Origin of the sequence: Ferrigenium kumadai, assembly GCF_018324385.1 — a bacterium.
GTDB classification, from domain to species: domain Bacteria; phylum Pseudomonadota; class Gammaproteobacteria; order Burkholderiales; family Gallionellaceae; genus Gallionella; species Gallionella kumadai.
The window spans coordinates 2,544,125-2,560,199 of the sequence record NZ_AP019536.1 but is presented as its reverse complement, the minus strand read 5'-3'; the positions used below and the strand labels follow the sequence as shown (position 1 = coordinate 2,560,199).

Below are 16,075 nucleotides of genomic sequence, written 5' to 3'. Positions count from 1 at the left end.
GCTAAACCATGGCAGGCAGTAAAGAGATCCGCACGAAGATCAAGAGCGTAGAAAATACGCGCAAGATCACTCGTGCGATGGAAATGGTAGCCGCAGCGAAGATGCGCAAGGCGCAGGAGCGCATGCGTGCTGCGCGCCCGTATGCCGAGAAGATCCGCAACGTCGCAGCCCACTTGTCCCGCGCCAACCCGGAATACCGTCACTCGTTCCTGGCGAAGCGCGAGAACATCAAGAACGTCGGCCTGATCGTCGTCACGTCCGACAAGGGTTTGTGCGGCGGTCTGAACACCAACGTGCTGCGTCTGGCCGTGAACAAGATGAAGGGCTGGGAGGGCGAAGGCAAGGGCATCGCCGTTTGTCCGATCGGCAACAAGGGTTTCGGTTTCATGAACCGCGTTGGTGCCAAGGTCAAGTCTCATCTGACCGGACTGGGCGACACGCCGCACATCGAAAAGCTGATCGGCGCCGTCAAGGTGATGCTGGATGCCTACGTGGCCGGCGAGATCGATGCGATCTACCTGAGCTACAACCACTTCATCAATACCATGAAGCAGGAGCCGGTTGTCGAGCAATTGCTGCCGCTGACCGGCGAGCAACTGGGAACCGCAGAAGGCAGCTGGGACTACATCTACGAGCCGGATGCCAAGGTGGTGATCGATGAGTTGCTGGTGCGCTACATCGAGTCCCTGGTTTACCAGGCGGTCGTCGAGAACATGGCGTCCGAGCAGAGCGCGCGTATGGTTGCGATGAAAGCCGCTTCCGACAACGCGAAGAACGTCATCGGCGAGCTCAAGCTGGTTTACAACAAAGCGCGTCAGGCAGCGATCACGAAGGAAATTTCCGAGATCGTGGGCGGCGCAGCAGCAGTCGGTTGATGGCCTGCGGCAGTGATTAAGAATTAATTTAGACGGGGAATCTTAAAATGAGTCAAGGAAAGATTGTTCAGTGTATCGGCGCGGTGGTTGACATCGAATTTCCGCGTGATCAAATGCCCAGGGTTTATGAAGCCCTGAAGCTGGCCGACGCAGGTTCTTCCACTGCCGAAGCAGGCCTGACGTTCGAAGTTCAACAACAGCTGGGTGACGGCGTGGTACGTACCATCGCCATGGGCTCTTCCGACGGTCTGCGCCGCGGCATGGCGGTCAACGCTACCGGCGGCGCGATCTCGGTTCCTGTCGGCACCGGCACGCTGGGCCGCATCATGGACGTGCTGGGTCGCCCAATCGACGACGCAGGCGAGATCAAGTGCGACGAAAAGCGCGAAATTCACCAGAAGGCACCGAAGTTCGACGAACTGTCTCCTTCCGTTGACCTGCTGGAAACCGGCATCAAGGTGATCGACCTGGTTTGCCCGTTCGCCAAGGGCGGTAAGGTCGGCCTGTTCGGCGGCGCCGGTGTGGGCAAGACCGTGAACATGATGGAACTCATCAACAACATCGCGAAGCAGCACAGCGGTCTGTCCGTGTTCGCCGGTGTGGGTGAGCGTACCCGTGAAGGTAACGACTTCTACCACGAAATGAAGGACTCCAACGTTCTGGACAAGGTTTCCATGGTGTTCGGTCAGATGAACGAGCCGCCCGGCAACCGTCTGCGCGTGGCGCTGACCGGCCTGACCATGGCCGAGAAGTTCCGTGACGAAGGCCGCGACATCCTGTTCTTCGTGGACAACATCTACCGTTACACCCTGGCCGGTACCGAAGTGTCCGCGCTGCTGGGCCGTATGCCTTCCGCCGTGGGTTACCAACCGACACTGGCAGAAGAAATGGGCCGCCTGCAAGAGCGTATCACCTCGACCAAGGTGGGTTCCATTACCTCCATCCAGGCCGTGTACGTTCCTGCGGATGACTTGACCGACCCGTCTCCTGCAACAACCTTCTTGCACCTGGACTCCACCGTGGTGCTGAGCCGCGACATCGCTTCGCTGGGTATCTACCCCGCGGTCGACCCGCTGGATTCCACTTCCCGCCAGCTGGATCCGCTGGTCGTGGGCGAAGAGCACTACAGCGTGGCGCGTGGCGTGCAGCAAACTCTGCAACGCTACAAGGAACTGCGCGACATCATCGCCATTCTGGGTATGGACGAACTGGCACCGGAAGACAAGCTGGCTGTTGCGCGCGCTCGTAAGATCCAGCGCTTCCTGTCCCAGCCGTTCCACGTGGCCGAAGTGTTCACTGGCGCTCCTGGCAAGTACGTGACCCTGAAGGACACCATCAAGGGCTTCAAGGGCATCGTCAACGGCGAATACGATCACCTGCCGGAACAAGCGTTCTACATGGTGGGCAGCATCGAAGAAGCAGTTGAAAAAGCCAAGACTCTCCAATAAAAGGTGAACGCCATGGCAATGACCGTACATGTGGACGTCGTTAGCGCGGAGGAGCAGATATTCTCCGGTCTCGCCGAAGTCGTCGTTGTTCCGGGCGAGATGGGCGAACTGGGCATCTATCCGCGTCACACTGCGCTGATGACCCGCATCAAGCCCGGCTCGGTCAGGATCAAGCGTCCCGACCAGGAGCAGGAAGAGCTGATCTACGTCTCCGGCGGCATGCTCGAAGTGCAACCCAACGTGGTAACCGTTCTGGCCGACACCGCGATCCGCGGTGGCGATCTGGACGAAGCACGTGCACTGGAAGCCAAGCAGGCGGCGGAAGAGGCAATGAAGAATCGCACCTCCGACATCGACTACGCTCAGGCTCAAGCCGAGCTGGCCGAAGCCATTGCGCAGTTGCGTGCGATCCAGCAACTGCGCAAGCAGGGTTCGCACTGATCGGCGTCGGCAACGATGCAAACAAGAAAGCAGCTTCGGCTGCTTTTTTGTTGCCCGCTCGTTCTATCGGCAGCGCAAGGTATGCACGCGGCGGCGTGAGGCGCAGCACGCGGATGGGCTATAATCCGCCATCTTCCGAAAGCAGAATATGAGCTCGTTGAATATCGTCATCCTCGCTGCCGGCAAAGGCACGCGCATGTATTCCGACAAACCCAAGGTACTGCATGCGCTCGCCGGCAAACCGCTGGTGCAGCATGTGCTGGATTGCGCAGAGTCATTGCAGCCGCAGCAAGTGTGCGTGGTGTATGGGCACGGCGGCGATGCGGTGCCTCAGGCCATGCGCCGATACGCGGCGCAGTTCGTCATTCAGGAACCGCAACTCGGCACCGGGCACGCTGTTCAGCAGGCCATGCCACACGTCACAGATGGTACCCGTACGATGGTGTTGTACGGCGACGTGCCGTTGATCCAGCCAAGCACGCTGCACCAGATGATGCAGGCGGGCAAAGGCTTGGTGCTGCTAACGGTGCATCTGGAGAACCCGACCGGTTACGGCCGCATCGTGCGCGACGCGCAAGGTGATGTGCTGGGCATCATCGAGGAAAAGGACGCCTCGGTAGAAGAGCGTGAGATCAGGGAAGTGAATACCGGCATCCTGCTCGCGCCGACACAGAAACTGCGCGAATGGCTGGCGCAACTGCAGAACAACAATGCGCAGGGCGAGTACTACCTCACCGACATCGTCGCCATGGCGGTGCAGCACGGCATCCCGGTGCATACCGTACAGCCGGCGCATCGCTGGGAAGTCGAGGGCATCAACAGCAAGACGCAGCTGGCCGCGCTGGAGCGTGCCTGGCAGCAGGTCGAAGCAACGCGACTGCTCGCTCAGGGGGTTACGCTGGCCGATCCTGCACGCATCGACGTGCGCGGTAAACTGACCTGCGGGCGCGATGTCGAGATTGATGTCGGCTGTATTTTCGAAGGGAATGTGACGCTGGGTGACAGGGTTCGAGTAGGAGCCTACAGCGTCATCCGCAATGCCACTGTCGCATCGGGAACGGACATCGCCCCCTACAGCCACATCGACAGCAGTGAAGTCGGCGCCAACTGCCACATCGGTCCTTATGCGCGTCTGCGTCCCGGCAGCAAACTGGCAGACGAGGTGCACATCGGCAACTTCGTCGAGGTGAAGAACAGCGAGATCGCCGCAAAGAGCAAGGCCAACCACCTCAGCTATATCGGCGACAGCACCGTGGGTAGCCGGGTCAATATCGGTGCGGGCACCATCACCTGCAATTACGACGGCGCGAACAAATTCCGCACAATCATCGAGGACGATGCCTTCATCGGTTCCGATACGCAACTGGTCGCACCCGTGACAGTGGGCAAGGGCGCGACCATAGGCGCAGGCTCGACCATCACCAAAGACACGCCGCAAGGCGGACTGACCCTGTCGCGCAGCAAGCAATTGTCCATCGCCGGATGGCAACGTCCGGTCAAGAAAAAACAGGAATAGATCATGTGTGGAATCGTAGGCGCCATCGCCAACAATAACGTCGTCCCCTTGCTGGTCGAGGGGCTGAGCCGGCTGGAATACCGCGGCTATGATTCGGCCGGCATCGCCGTGATTGGCGGGGAAAACGAAATCCGGCGCGTGCGCGCCGTGGGGCGCGTCGCCGAGATGCAGGGCCGCGCCGACCGCGAAGGGCTCGCGGGCAATATCGGCATCGGCCATACGCGCTGGGCGACCCACGGCGGCGTTACCGAGTTCAACGCCCACCCGCATGTTTCCGGCGGCGACATTGCCGTGGTACACAACGGTATCATCGAGAACCACGACGAGCAGCGCACCCGCCTGAAGCAGCTCGGCTACCTGTTCGAGTCGCAGACTGATACAGAAGTCATCGCGCACCTGATTCATCACTATTTCCAGCAGGGCGGGGATTTGTTCGCCGCGACGCGGCAGGCGACCGCCGAACTGACTGGCGCTTATGCAATCGCCGTCGTCAGCCGTCAGGCGCCGGATCGCCTGGTCTGCGCGCGCATGGGTTGCCCGCTGCTGGTCGGCCTGGGCGAAGGCGAAAACTTCATTGCCTCCGATGTGTCGGCGCTGCTGTCTGCGACGCGCCGGGTGATCTACCTGGAAGACGGCGACAGTGCCGAACTCACCCGCGCGGGCGTTACACTGCTCGACCGCAACGGCCAGCGCATCGAACGGCCGGTACACGTCAGCGACGTGTCGCTGGCCTCGCTGGAGCTGGGACCGTACAGCCACTTCATGCAGAAAGAGATCCACGAGCAGCCGCGCGCGCTGACCGACAGCATCGAGGCGGTGATCGACAGCAATGGTTTCGACGTCGAGCTGTTCGGCGATGAAGCTGCCGGGACCTTCCGCGACATCGACTCTATCCTCATCCTTGCCGCGGGCACCAGCTATTACGCCGGACTGACCGCGAAATACTGGCTGGAGAGCATCGCCGGGCTGCCGACCTCGGTGGAGATCGCCAGCGAGTACCGCTACCGCGTTTCGGTGCCCAACCCGCGCCAGTTGATCGTCACCATTTCGCAGTCCGGCGAGACGCTGGACACGATGGAGGCGCTGAAGCATGCCAAGTCACTCGGGCAGACGCAGACGCTGTCGATCTGCAACGTGCAGGAGAGCGCTATCCCGCGTGCCTCGAAACTGGTGTTCTATACCCGAGCCGGAGCCGAGATCGGCGTCGCCTCGACCAAGGCCTTCACAACCCAGCTGGTCGCGCTGTTCATCCTCACCGCGACGCTGGCGAAGCAGCGCGGCGTGCTGTCGCAAGCACAGGAGCACGAGATGCTGGAAGCGCTGCGCCAGATACCCGCCAGCGTGCAGCATGCGCTCAACCTCGAACCGCAGATACGCGAATGGGCCAAGGCTTTCGCGAACAAGCAGCATGCGCTGTTCCTCGGCCGCGGCATCCATTACCCAATCGCGCTGGAAGGCGCGCTCAAGCTGAAGGAGATCTCCTATATCCACGCCGAGGCGTACCCGGCGGGCGAGCTCAAGCACGGCCCGCTGGCGCTGGTAGACGAGAACATGCCGGTGGTGGTGATCGCACCGAACGACGCCCTGCTGGAGAAGGTGAAGTCCAACATGCAGGAAGTGCGCGCTCGCGGCGGCCAGGTCTATGTGTTCGCCGACCTCGACAGCCACTTCGGTGAAAGCGAAGGTGTGCACGTCATCCGCACCCCGCGCCACGTCGGCTTGTTGTCGCCCATCCTGCATTCGATCCCGGTTCAGCTGCTGGCCTACCACACCGCCCTCCTAAAGGGCACGGATGTGGACAAGCCGCGCAATCTTGCAAAGTCCGTCACTGTTGAGTAACGGGCTTTGCGCGCGGTTTACGGCGCGGGCTTAACCTGCGCAGGGTGGCCGGAGCCACAAACCAAGAAACCTCGCCAAATCCGGCACGGTGGATAACTTGGTGCCGCAACGCGGGTTTTTCAGCTAATGGGGCGGAACCGCAAGCCTCCGGGGCAGACTAACTCCGCGACCGGGGAGCCGGTCAGGATTCGCCAAACGACCGAGGAAGGGGAATATTCCGCCGTTATTCGCGGCATTCTCTGGGCGCGACTCTGGCATATTAGGGAACATAGGAAACGTGGGCGCGCTTACTCCTTGCGACGTCCCGGATATATTGGAGACCACAGCAACATGGCGGTAATCGCCGTATTCAATCAAAAAGGCGGGGTGGGCAAGACGACCACCTGCCTGAATGTGACCGCTGCGCTGAATCTGGCGCAGCGCAATCCCATTGCGCTCGACCTCGACCCGCAAGGCCACCTGACCCTGGCAAGCGGGACGCCCGCGGTCGTGGCGGATGCCGGCATGGCATCGTTCTTCAAGCACAAGATTCCGCTTTCCAACCTGCTGCAGGAGACTCCCGGCGGCTGGCAGATCATTCCCGCTTCGCTGGAATTGGCCAAGATCGATGCCTTGTTCGGCAGCGATCCCAAGGCGGCAACGCTTTTGCGGCAGGGGCTGCGCGAGGACTTGTCGCTTACGGGCGCGCCCATCATGATCGATTGCTGTCCGATGTTAGGCGTGTTGACGCTGAACGCCCTGTTGGCGACCGACCGTGTGCTGATCCCGGTCTCGGCGGACTATCTTTCGCTGCAAGGGGTGCACCGGCTGGACAGCGCGCTCAACGCGCTGGAGAACAAGCTTAAACGCAAGTTCGAGCGGCGCATCGTCGTCACCCGTTTCGATTCGCGGCGCAAGATGGCCTTCGAGATATACGAGAAGCTCAGGGTTCGCTATGGCGCGCTCTTGTGCAAGACCCGCATCGGCGAGACCGTCGCGCTGGCGGCCAGCCCGATGCACGGCAAGGACGTGTTCGAGTTCGCGCCGCACAGTCCGGGCGCGGCGGACTATCGCGCCTTGGTGCAGGAACTTTGGGAGAGCGGTTTCTTCTCCTGATCGAATAGGTCCCAGAAAAGCACAAACCCGCCGAAAGGCGGGTTTGTTGTTTGCGGCATGAGAAAAAAGTTAGTGCCAGGTGCTGCGGATCTGCCTGGCTCGTGCTGCCGCCTGGGCGGACTGCTCGGCCTTGCCTTGCTTCTTGTACAGGTCGGACAGGGTGTCGAGCACGGTGGCTGCGTTGGGACTATGGTTGCCTTCCTCGATTGTCAGGGCGCGATTCAGTCCTTTTTCTGCCTCGGTCAGTTGACCCAGCTCCATTTGCACCATCGCGAGGCCGGTTAACGCCTTGGCGATCTCGGCATGGTTCGGCCCATAGGCTTTTTCCTCGATGGTCAGTACACGCTGGGCCATCGGCAACGCTTCAACGTACTTGCCCTGGGTCTTGTGCAGCTCGACCATGTTTTCCATGATCTCCGCGGCCTCCGGACTGTCCGGGCCATAGAGTTTTTCAGCCAGCGCCAGGGCGCGCTTGTGCATGTCCTCGGCGGCGGGATAACGGTGCTGCGATTCATAGAGTTCCGCCAATTGGAAGATCGGGGCCAGCGCATCGGGCTGGTCGCCGCCGCTCTTCTGGCTGATCGCCAGCGCGCGTTCGAGCAGGCGCTCGGCATCGCTGTTGCGGCCCTCTGCCTGATATACCTGTGCCAGATTGAACAGGGCGATCTTCACCGCGCTGCTGTTGCCGCCGAAGGTCTTCTCGCGGATCGCCAGTGCACGCTCGATCAGCGACTCCGCTTCCGCATACTGGCCGAGTTCCTTATGCAGGTGTGCCAGGCTCATCAGCGAACTGTCCAGGTCGCGATGACTGGTGCCCAGCGCCTTTTCGCGGATCGCCAGCGCACGCTGGTGCAGCTGGATGGCTGCGGCGAACTGGCGTTGCGCTTCCTGCAATTCGGCGAGACGGGACAGCGGGGCGACCAGCTTGAGACTGTTGGCGCCATAGGCTTTCTCCTCGATGGCCAGTGCGCGCTTGAACACCGGTTCGGCTGCGGCGTATTTCTCCTGTTCGAAATACAGGTTGCCCAGGTTGTTGAGCGTGTCTCCGACGGCAAGATGGTTCTCGCCCAGGCTGGCCTCGCGGATCTTCAGTGCACGTTTGTAGAACGGTTCAGCTGCGGCGTATTTGCCCTGCTTCTCGTAGACTTGCGCCAGCTTGTCGAGTTGGTCGGCGACCTTGACGTGGTTCACGCCGTGAGCGCGCTCGGCATCGACTACAGCCTTGCGCGCCAGGCGCACAGCCTCTTCTTGCTTGACGAGTTCGTTCAGGGTAAGGGGGGTAGGGTTCTGGGGTTGAGCAATGGCGGGATAGGCGAAAGACAAAGCCAGACAGCAAGCCATTACAGGAAACATTGCGTGGTTCTTCATTTCTTATTCTCCTCGGATAAGCCATTGCAGGCTGAATAAATTCTACACTCAAAAAACGCTACAGCGCAGTACGAACAACCTCCCATGCGAACAACCCTGCGACCAGCAGGGCGATCAAAGCCAGCAGGACGTTATAACGCTGCTGCTGTACCAGAATCTTGCGCAGTGTTTCGTCGCTGCGAGCGGCATTGTCGTGCGTCAGGCGGCGGTGCAGCAGTCGCGGCAACTGCGGCAGGATGGCGGCATAGTTCGGCGCTTCGGCGCGCAGCGCCTTGAGGAAGCCGCGCCAGCCGACCTGCTCGTTCATCCAGCGCTCCAGCCAGGGCTTGGCGGTCTTCCACAGGTCCAGCTCCGGGTCGAGCTGCAGGCCCAGCCCTTCGATATTGAGCAGCGTCTTTTGCAGCAACACCAGTTGCGGTTGCACTTCGATGCCGAAGCGGCGCGAGATCTGGAACAGGCGCAGCAGCACGCGGCCGAAAGAGACTTCGCGCAGCGGCCGGTCGAAGATAGGTTCGCACACCGAACGGACTGCCGCTTCCAGTTCGTCCACGCGTGTGTTCGCGGGTGCCCAGCCCGACTCGATGTGGATCTCGGCAACGCGCTTGTAGTCGCGGCGGAAGAAGGCGATGAAGTTCTGAGCGAGGTAATGCTTGTCGGTGTCGGTCAGCGTGCCCATGATGCCGAAGTCCAGCGCGATGTAGCGGCCGTCCGGCGCGACCATGATGTTGCCGGGATGCATGTCGGCATGGAAGAAGCCGTCGCGGAACACCTGCGTATAGAAGGTCTCCACACCGTTCTCTGCCAGCCTGGAAAGGTCGATGCCCGCTTCGCGCAGCGCGCTTACCTGGCTGATCGGGGTGCCGTACATACGCTGCATCACCATCACCTCGCTGGTGCAGAAATCCCAATAAACCTCGGGCACCATCAGCAGCGGCGAATTGGCGAAGTTGCGCTTGAGTTGGCTCGCGCTGGAAGCCTCGCGCATCAGATCGAGTTCGTCGCGCAGGGACTTCTCGAACTCGCCCACCACCTCGTGCGGCTTGAGTCGGCGGCCGTCGGCCCACAGCCGTTCGACCAGGTCGGCGCAGATGTCGAGCAGCGCGAGGTCGTGCTCGATCACGCTGGAAATGCCGGGCCGCAGGATCTTCACCGCCGCGTCGCGGCCGTCAGGCAGCACCGCGAAGTGCACCTGCGCCACCGAAGCGCTGGCGACCGGCGTTTCCTCGAAGCTCTTGAACACCTCGCGCAGCGGTTTGCCGTAAGTCGCTTCCAGCATGGCGACCGCCCGCGCGGAAGGGAAGGGCGGCACCTGGTCCTGCAGTTTGGCCAGTTCGTCGGCGAGGTCGGCGGGCATCAGGTCGCGCCGCGTGGACAGCATCTGGCCGAATTTGACGAAGATCGGGCCGAGGGCTTCCAGCGCGAGGCGCAGGCGCACCGCGCGGGGCTGCGACGTGTTGCGGAAGAACAGCGTGAATTTGAGCAGGCCGTGCATCCAGCGTGTCCGCTCGTGGGCGAGCAGGAACTCGTCCAGGCTGAAGCGCAGCACGACGAAAATGATCTTGAGCAGACGAAGCAGGCGCATTGTTTAGCGGGTAGTAAGGTTGCGAATGCGCTGTTCCAGGCGGGCGATGTCGTCGCGCAGCCGATCCACTTGCTGCACGAAATCGGCGATATCGCGCGGCTTGGCCAGCAGCGGGCGTTCTTCCGTCCAGTATTCCGCCGCGGCCTGCGACAGGTTCAGCGCTGCATCGCGTAACTGCTGCCGCTTGTGCTGCACGGTCTGCACGATGCGCTCGGCGGCGATGTCGCCGGTGACGCGGCTCAGGTCTTCAGCCGCATCCCAGCGCAGGTTGCGCGACAGGAAGAAGATCTCCGTGAGCAGTGCGGCATCGCCCTCGGTGCGGACCTCGGCATGCGCCTTCTCGTCGTGCAGCGCGAGGCGCGGCAGCAGGGTGGGCGGAATCATGCACACCGCATCCGCGCTGGTCGTGGCACCGGCGCTTTGCAGCATGCCGTCTGGAAGGATGGTGTAAGCGAAGGAGAACGGCGCGATGTCGAAGCGTGCCGTCCGGCCCGCGAAGCGCACCAGCCGCTGCTGCGCCCAGTTATTCTGCTGGAGCAGGTGGTTCAGCGCGGCGGCGGACGGCTGGGCGAACATGGCTCAGTGGTTAGTGCAGGGTGGTTTGCTGGATGCCGGCGAGCAGCCACACCGACTTGTCGTCGGCCAGGTTCTTCTGCACGTGCCAGATCTCGTCAAAGCTTTCCGGCGCGCCGTTATTCTCGCGCAGCTGGCCGGTCATGCGCACGCTGGCGATGGCTTGAGTGCCTTCGTTCGCCACTTCCAGCAGGACGGTGTCGATGGCGACCACGTCGGTCTTCTGGGCCGCGTCGCCGCGTTCCTGCATCTGCATCGAGATCTCGGCGAACATCTCCGGTGTGGTGTATTCGCGGATGTCGTTCAGGTCTTTGCGGTCGTTCGCGGCCTGCAGACGGATGAAGGTGGTCTTCGCGCCGCGCAGGAAACTCTCGACCGGGAAATCGGCGGGGATGTTGCCGGTTGCCGCTGCTGCCGGAGTGTCTGCGCCGCCGCTCAACGGTTGCGTTGCGGGTTGTTGTGTGCCGCCGTAAGGCGCGCCTGCACCGGCGTATTGCATCGCGGGTTGCTGCTTCTTGCGCAGCATCGAAACCAGGAACATCACCGCCACCACGGCGAGCACGATCATCAGGATCATGCCCATGCCTTCGCCCAGCCCGAAATGGGAGAGCAGCGCAGCCAGACCCACGCCGGCGGCCAGACCGGCCAGAGGGCCGAGCCACTTGTTGCCCTGCTTCGGCGGGGTCGCGCCCTGAACCGGTGCGGGAGCTGCGGCAGGTGCCTGCTGTGCCTGTTGCGGAGCCATCGAACGTTGTTTGCCGACGCTGCCACCGCCGCCGAAGCGCTTGGCCTCGGCCGTCGCGGCGAACAGGGACAAACAGGTCAGGGCAATGGTCAACAAGGTCAAAAAGCGTTTCATGCGATTCCTCTAGGGGTTAAAAACAAAACGGCTGGAAGTATAGCATCGGCTGCCTAAAACGGAGCTTCGCTCGCCAGAGACAACTGCTCTCCGCTGAGTGGGTGCACAAAGTCCAGCGAACAGGCGTGCAGCAACAGGCGCGGGGCGCTGGCAGCGTCGCCGTAAAATACATCGCCCAGGATCGGATGGCCGATGGCCGCCATGTGTATGCGCAACTGATGCGTGCGGCCGGTGACGGGTTCGAGTTCGATTCGCGTAGTGTCATTGTCGTGGTTTAGCAATCGATACCGCGTAAGCGAGGGCTTCCCCAGATCGTGGTCGACCTTCTGCAACGGCCGGTTGGGCCAGTCGCAGATCAGCGGAAGGTCTATCTCGCCGGCTTCCTGTTCCACCCGTCCGGCCACCACCGCCACGTAGCGTTTTGAGACCAGGCGATCCTGGAACAGCAATGAAAGCTCGCGCTGCATCTTTGCGCCGCGCGCGAACAGGATCAGGCCGGAAGTCGCCATGTCCAGCCGATGCACGATGAGCGCGTCGGGGAATTCCTTCTGGATGCGTGCGGACAGGCAATCCTGCTTGTCCTCACCACGCCCGGGCACGGCCAGCAGCCCGGCGGGTTTATTCGCCACCAGCAGCGCTTCGTCGAGGTGTATCAACATCCTTTTGGGCTTGAGCTTTGTGTCAGGGTTTCTTGGCGGATGCGCGCCAGATGCCTGCGATCGGCTTTGCACGCGCACTTTCGCCGAGATATGGCAGGCCATACATCCCGGATATCGTGCGCAGCACGGTGTAATGGTCGATGCGCCGTGCGGACGTGCCGGGTTTGACCATCGCGCCAACGAAGATGGTGGCGACGCGATTGCCATTCCAGCCGTTGTCCTCGTCCCACGTCACGATCAGCAGGCTGTTGTGCGTCATCGCCCATTGCGCATATGGCCTGATGTTCTGCGCCAGCCAGGCGTCCCCCTCGGCGATACTGCCATCGTGCATGTCGTGCCGCTGGTCGGGCACCACCAGTGCGACGGCCGGCAATTGCGAGTAGTCCTGCGGAAATGCGCTGAACGGCTGGTTGTATGCGGCCAGCTCCTTCCAGTTCGCCGCCGGGTTGTGTTTGCGCCAGTATGCGCCATGGATGCAGCCATCGAACCCCGCTTCCGGCATGGACTCGGCATAGCTGATGAAGCTCAATCCCTTGGCGAGCAACACACCGGCGAGGTTGTCGCCCTGCAGCTCCAGCGGGCAGGCATTGCTGCCGATGCCGCGCGTGGAGCCGGAGAACAGCGCGAGGTAATTGGGCTGGCTGGGATGCGTGACGCCGTACGACTCGGTGAACAACACGCCGCCCCGGGCGAGCTCATTGATGTAAGGCGCATCGAGGTTCTCGATGATCTGCGAGTACGCCTTGTTCTCCATCACCACAATGACGACGTGATCGGGGCGCGGCAGCGGATCGGCAACCGCACTTGTAGCCAGTGGCGCGAACAGCAAGGCGAACAGGGCGAACATTCTCATTCGGAAGGGTTCTCCTTACTGACATCGGGCGCGGCATCGCCGTCTGCCGGCGGCTTCTTCGGACGGTTCTTGCTGTCGTCCGCGAAACGGAAACGCCCGGACAGCACGCAACCTTTCATGCCGATGTCGCACGGCTTGTTCAGCACCTTCTGGCACTTGCCGCCGACTTCGTGCGGACAACCCCAGCCGCTCATCTTCTAATCCGTTAAGCCTTCTTCACGAACTCGGTCTTCAGCTGCATCGCGCCGATGCCGTCGATCTTGCAGTCGATGTCGTGATCGCCATCGATCAGGCGGATGTTCTTCACCTTGGTGCCCACCTTCACGACGGAAGACGAACCCTTGATCTTCAGGTCCTTGATCACCGTAACGGTGTCGCCGTCTACCAGCACGTTGCCGAAGGCGTCCTTAAACACCTTCGCCTGCTCGCCGGCCTCGGCGGGCGCGTCCTTGGACCACTCGTGCGCGCACTCGGGGCAGACGTAGTTGCTGCCGTCTTCGTAGGTGAATTCGGAACCGCATTTAGGACATTTTGGCAAACCGCTCATGGTGACTCCTGTGATTATTAGTAATGGTGAAAATTCTGGAAAAGACAGTGGGGAGGGTAAAGAGTTTCGATACCCGATGATAATTTCAATGGGTATCGCGTCACTGGGTTAATTTCTCGCGAGGCTTGCTTCGTAGAGAGTTGCGTAGCGTCAATTGCACCTCCTTCGAGGTGAGCAATTATGGCATTACAGTTTATATCCCCGATGTACCGCCACCACGCCGCCCGTCATGTTGAAGTATTCGACGCGCTCCAGGCCGGCGTCGATCATCATCTGTTTCAGCTCTTCCTGTCCCGGATGCATGCGGATGGATTCGGCGAGGTAGCGGTAACTGTCGGCATCCCCGGCGATGAGCTGGCCCATCTTCGGCAGCAGCTTGAACGAATACAGGTCGTAGACCTTTTCCAGCGGCTTGGCGACCTTGGAGAATTCCAGCACGATGACGCGGCCCCCCGGCTTGAGTACGCGCTTCATCTCGCGCAGCGCGGCGTCCTTGTGGGTGACGTTGCGCAGGCCGAAGGCGATGCTGACGCAGTCGAAGTAGTTGTCAGGGAAGGGAAGGTGCTCGGCGTCGCATTGCGTGGTGGGAGTGGCGATGCCCTCGTCGAGCAGGCGGTCTCGGCCCACGCGCAGCATGGCGTTGTTGATGTCGGTGAGCACGACTTGGCCGCTTGGGCCGACTTCCTTGAGGAACAGGCGCGAGAGGTCGGCCGAGCCGCCCGCCACGTCGAGCACTCGCTGCCCGGTGCGCACCCCGCTGACGCTGATCGCGAAGCGCTTCCAGATGCGGTGCAGGCCGACCGACATCAGGTCGTTCATGATGTCGTATTTGCTCGCGACGGAAGTGAATACGCCCGCGACGCGCTTGGCCTTGTCTTTTTCGTCTACGGTTTCAAAACCGAAGTGGGTTTCTGCCATTTTTTTGCTCCATTGATCCATTCGGGCTGAGGTACGAAGCCCCAGTGAATTCGGGTGTTCGTGGTTCGATACCTCGCCACGAACGGTGTTTTTATCTTGCCGGTTCGCGCGATGCGTCCGCTTTTTCCAGACGGCTCAGGTAATTCTGCCAGAGTATCTCCTGGTCGCGCCCGAGGCCGTACAGGTAGTCCCAGGAATACAGCCCCGAATCGTGGCCGTCGTCGAACGTGATCTTGATCGCGTATTGGCCGACTGGCTCGATGCCGCTGATGCCGACGTTGCGCTTGCCGACCTGCAGCACTTCCTGTCCTTCGCCGTGGCCGCGCACTTCGGCGGAGGGCGAATACACGCGCAGGAATTCGGCCGGCAGCGTGTAGCGTGCGCCATCGTCGAACGCGACTTCCAGCGTCTTCGACTTCTGGTGCAGGGTGATTTCGGTCGGAGTGGCGGTCATAGCGAGCGTATCTTCTTCAGCAAAGATGTTGTCGAGCGTTCATGCAGGAACGGGATGCTGTGCACCTGGCCGTCCCAAGCCAGCACTTCCTTGCTGCCGACGATGTTCTCCGGCTTCCAGTCGCCGCCCTTAACCAGCACATCGGGTTTGCAGGCGAGGATGAGGTTCAGCGGTGTGTCCTCGTCGAATGTCACGACCAGACTGACCGACTCCAGCGCGGCAAGCACTTCCATGCGGTCGTCCTGCGGGTTGATCGGGCGGTCGCCGCCCTTGCCCTGTCGCTTCACCGAAGCGTCGCTGTTGACGCCGACGATCAGTGCGGCGCCAAGCGCGCGCGCCTGCGCGAGGTAGGTGACGTGGCCGCGGTGCAGCACGTCGAAGCAGCCGTTGGTGAACACCAGCGGACGCGGCAGCAGCGCGGCCCGCTCGGCGAAGTTCTCGGGCCGGCAGAGCTTATGTTCGAAGGCGGGACCTGGATACATCAATCGAGGTATTCGAACAGGCGCACCACGCGCTGCACGCCGCCGGTGGTGCTGGCGACTTCGGTGGCGGCATCGGCTTCGGCGTGCTTGACGATGCCCATCAGGAACACCGTGCCGTTTTCGGTGATGACCTTGACGTGGTCGGCATTGAAGCGCTTGTCCTGTACGAAACGCAGCTTCACGTCCGAGGTGACCAGGCTGTCGCTGCTGCGCGAGGTTAGCGAGCTGACGCCGGAGACCGCCAGTTCGTTGTTGACGTTGCGCACGTTCTCGATACCCGCGACCAGCTTGCCGATCTCGGCCTTCACCGTTTCGCTCGGCACTTCGCCGCTGATCAGGACGTTGCGGTTGAAGCTGGTGACGTTCACGTGCACTTTGTCCTTGTAGATCTTGCCGATGCGGTCGAATGCCTTGGTCTCGATCGCCTCGTCCTCGACGTAGGCGCCACTGGTGCGCCTGTCCTGGGCCATCATCACGCCCGCGCCGACTCCGGCGGCGACCACGGGAAAGCAGCCTTGCAGCGAACCCGCCAGCAGCGTCAGCAACAACAGGGAAACAATCCGCAT

General features: G+C 61.6%; 18 protein-coding genes. 6 read left to right on the top strand and 12 right to left on the bottom strand.

The genetic code is table 11. The annotated features are described in order from the left end of the window. The first annotated feature begins 8 nt into the window (after positions 1-8). The 6 genes from atpG to FGKAn22_RS12375 all read left to right on the top strand — a co-directional run bounded on the left by atpG (position 9) and on the right by FGKAn22_RS12375 (position 7,214). Positions 9-875, top strand: a complete 867-nt coding sequence (gene atpG / locus FGKAn22_RS12400) for a F0F1 ATP synthase subunit gamma (protein WP_212785946.1) — start codon at positions 9-11, stop codon at positions 873-875. Positions 876-922: 47 nt separating this feature from the next. Next, positions 923-2,323 (top strand): F0F1 ATP synthase subunit beta, encoded by a 1,401-nt coding sequence (atpD, locus tag FGKAn22_RS12395; protein ID WP_212785945.1) that lies wholly within the window; start codon positions 923-925, stop codon positions 2,321-2,323. 12 nt (positions 2,324-2,335) lie between these two features. Next, positions 2,336-2,764, top strand: a complete 429-nt coding sequence (locus tag FGKAn22_RS12390) for a F0F1 ATP synthase subunit epsilon (protein ID WP_212785944.1) — start codon at positions 2,336-2,338, stop codon at positions 2,762-2,764. Positions 2,765-2,912: 148 nt separating this feature from the next. Continuing rightward, positions 2,913-4,280, top strand: a complete 1,368-nt coding sequence (gene glmU, locus FGKAn22_RS12385) for a bifunctional UDP-N-acetylglucosamine diphosphorylase/glucosamine-1-phosphate N-acetyltransferase GlmU (RefSeq protein ID WP_212785943.1) — start codon at positions 2,913-2,915, stop codon at positions 4,278-4,280. A gap of 3 nt (positions 4,281-4,283) precedes the next feature. Further along, complete coding sequence (gene glmS, locus FGKAn22_RS12380; RefSeq protein WP_212785942.1) at positions 4,284-6,119, top strand: glutamine--fructose-6-phosphate transaminase (isomerizing); 1,836 nt, start codon at positions 4,284-4,286, stop codon at positions 6,117-6,119. 330 nt (positions 6,120-6,449) lie between these two features. Then, the gene (locus FGKAn22_RS12375; protein ID WP_212785941.1) at positions 6,450-7,214 is read left to right on the top strand and encodes a ParA family protein; all 765 of its coding nucleotides are present in this window, start codon (positions 6,450-6,452) and stop codon (positions 7,212-7,214) included. Positions 7,215-7,283: 69 nt separating this feature from the next. On the opposite strand, the gene FGKAn22_RS12370 is transcribed toward FGKAn22_RS12375, so the two are convergent. The 12 genes from FGKAn22_RS12370 to FGKAn22_RS12315 form a co-directional block, all read right to left on the bottom strand. Continuing rightward, a complete protein-coding gene (locus tag FGKAn22_RS12370) occupies positions 7,284-8,582 on the bottom strand; it encodes a tetratricopeptide repeat protein (RefSeq protein WP_212785940.1) in 1,299 nt (432 codons plus the stop codon). 58 nt (positions 8,583-8,640) lie between these two features. Continuing rightward, positions 8,641-10,164 carry a ubiquinone biosynthesis regulatory protein kinase UbiB gene (gene ubiB / locus FGKAn22_RS12365; protein ID WP_212785939.1) on the bottom strand — a complete coding sequence of 508 codons (1,524 nt, stop codon included), beginning with the start codon at positions 10,162-10,164 and terminating at the stop codon, positions 8,641-8,643. Between the two features lie 3 nt (positions 10,165-10,167). Continuing rightward, complete coding sequence (locus tag FGKAn22_RS12360; RefSeq protein ID WP_212785938.1) at positions 10,168-10,740, bottom strand: ubiquinone biosynthesis accessory factor UbiJ; 573 nt, start codon at positions 10,738-10,740, stop codon at positions 10,168-10,170. A gap of 10 nt (positions 10,741-10,750) precedes the next feature. After that, positions 10,751-11,596, bottom strand: coding sequence for a Tim44 domain-containing protein (locus FGKAn22_RS12355; RefSeq protein WP_212785937.1), 846 nt, complete (start codon positions 11,594-11,596; stop codon positions 10,751-10,753). A gap of 53 nt (positions 11,597-11,649) precedes the next feature. Continuing rightward, the gene (locus tag FGKAn22_RS12350) at positions 11,650-12,255 is read right to left on the bottom strand and encodes an RluA family pseudouridine synthase (protein WP_212785936.1); all 606 of its coding nucleotides are present in this window, start codon (positions 12,253-12,255) and stop codon (positions 11,650-11,652) included. A 22-nt stretch (positions 12,256-12,277) separates the two neighbouring features. Next, positions 12,278-13,108 (bottom strand): alkaline phosphatase family protein, encoded by an 831-nt coding sequence (locus FGKAn22_RS12345; RefSeq protein ID WP_212785935.1) that lies wholly within the window; start codon positions 13,106-13,108, stop codon positions 12,278-12,280. Continuing rightward, a complete protein-coding gene (locus tag FGKAn22_RS12340) occupies positions 13,105-13,302 on the bottom strand; it encodes a hypothetical protein (RefSeq protein WP_212785934.1) in 198 nt (65 codons plus the stop codon). Before FGKAn22_RS12340 ends, FGKAn22_RS12345 begins: the two co-directional genes overlap by 4 nt. An 11-nt stretch (positions 13,303-13,313) precedes the next feature. Then, entirely contained in the window at positions 13,314-13,655 is a 342-nt protein-coding gene (locus FGKAn22_RS12335) for a zinc ribbon domain-containing protein YjdM (protein WP_212785933.1), read from the bottom strand. A 186-nt stretch (positions 13,656-13,841) separates the two neighbouring features. Continuing rightward, on the bottom strand, positions 13,842-14,573 hold the full coding sequence (ubiE, locus tag FGKAn22_RS12330) for a bifunctional demethylmenaquinone methyltransferase/2-methoxy-6-polyprenyl-1,4-benzoquinol methylase UbiE (RefSeq protein WP_212785932.1): 732 nt from the start codon (positions 14,571-14,573) through the stop codon (positions 13,842-13,844). Positions 14,574-14,664: 91 nt separating this feature from the next. Next, entirely contained in the window at positions 14,665-15,027 is a 363-nt protein-coding gene (locus FGKAn22_RS12325; protein ID WP_212785931.1) for a gamma-butyrobetaine hydroxylase family protein, read from the bottom strand. Next, positions 15,024-15,509 carry a D-glycero-beta-D-manno-heptose 1-phosphate adenylyltransferase gene (gene rfaE2 / locus FGKAn22_RS12320; RefSeq protein ID WP_212785930.1) on the bottom strand — a complete coding sequence of 162 codons (486 nt, stop codon included), beginning with the start codon at positions 15,507-15,509 and terminating at the stop codon, positions 15,024-15,026. Before rfaE2 ends, FGKAn22_RS12325 begins: the two co-directional genes overlap by 4 nt. Next, positions 15,509-16,075 (bottom strand): BON domain-containing protein, encoded by a 567-nt coding sequence (locus tag FGKAn22_RS12315; RefSeq protein ID WP_212785929.1) that lies wholly within the window; start codon positions 16,073-16,075, stop codon positions 15,509-15,511. Before FGKAn22_RS12315 ends, rfaE2 begins: the two co-directional genes overlap by 1 nt.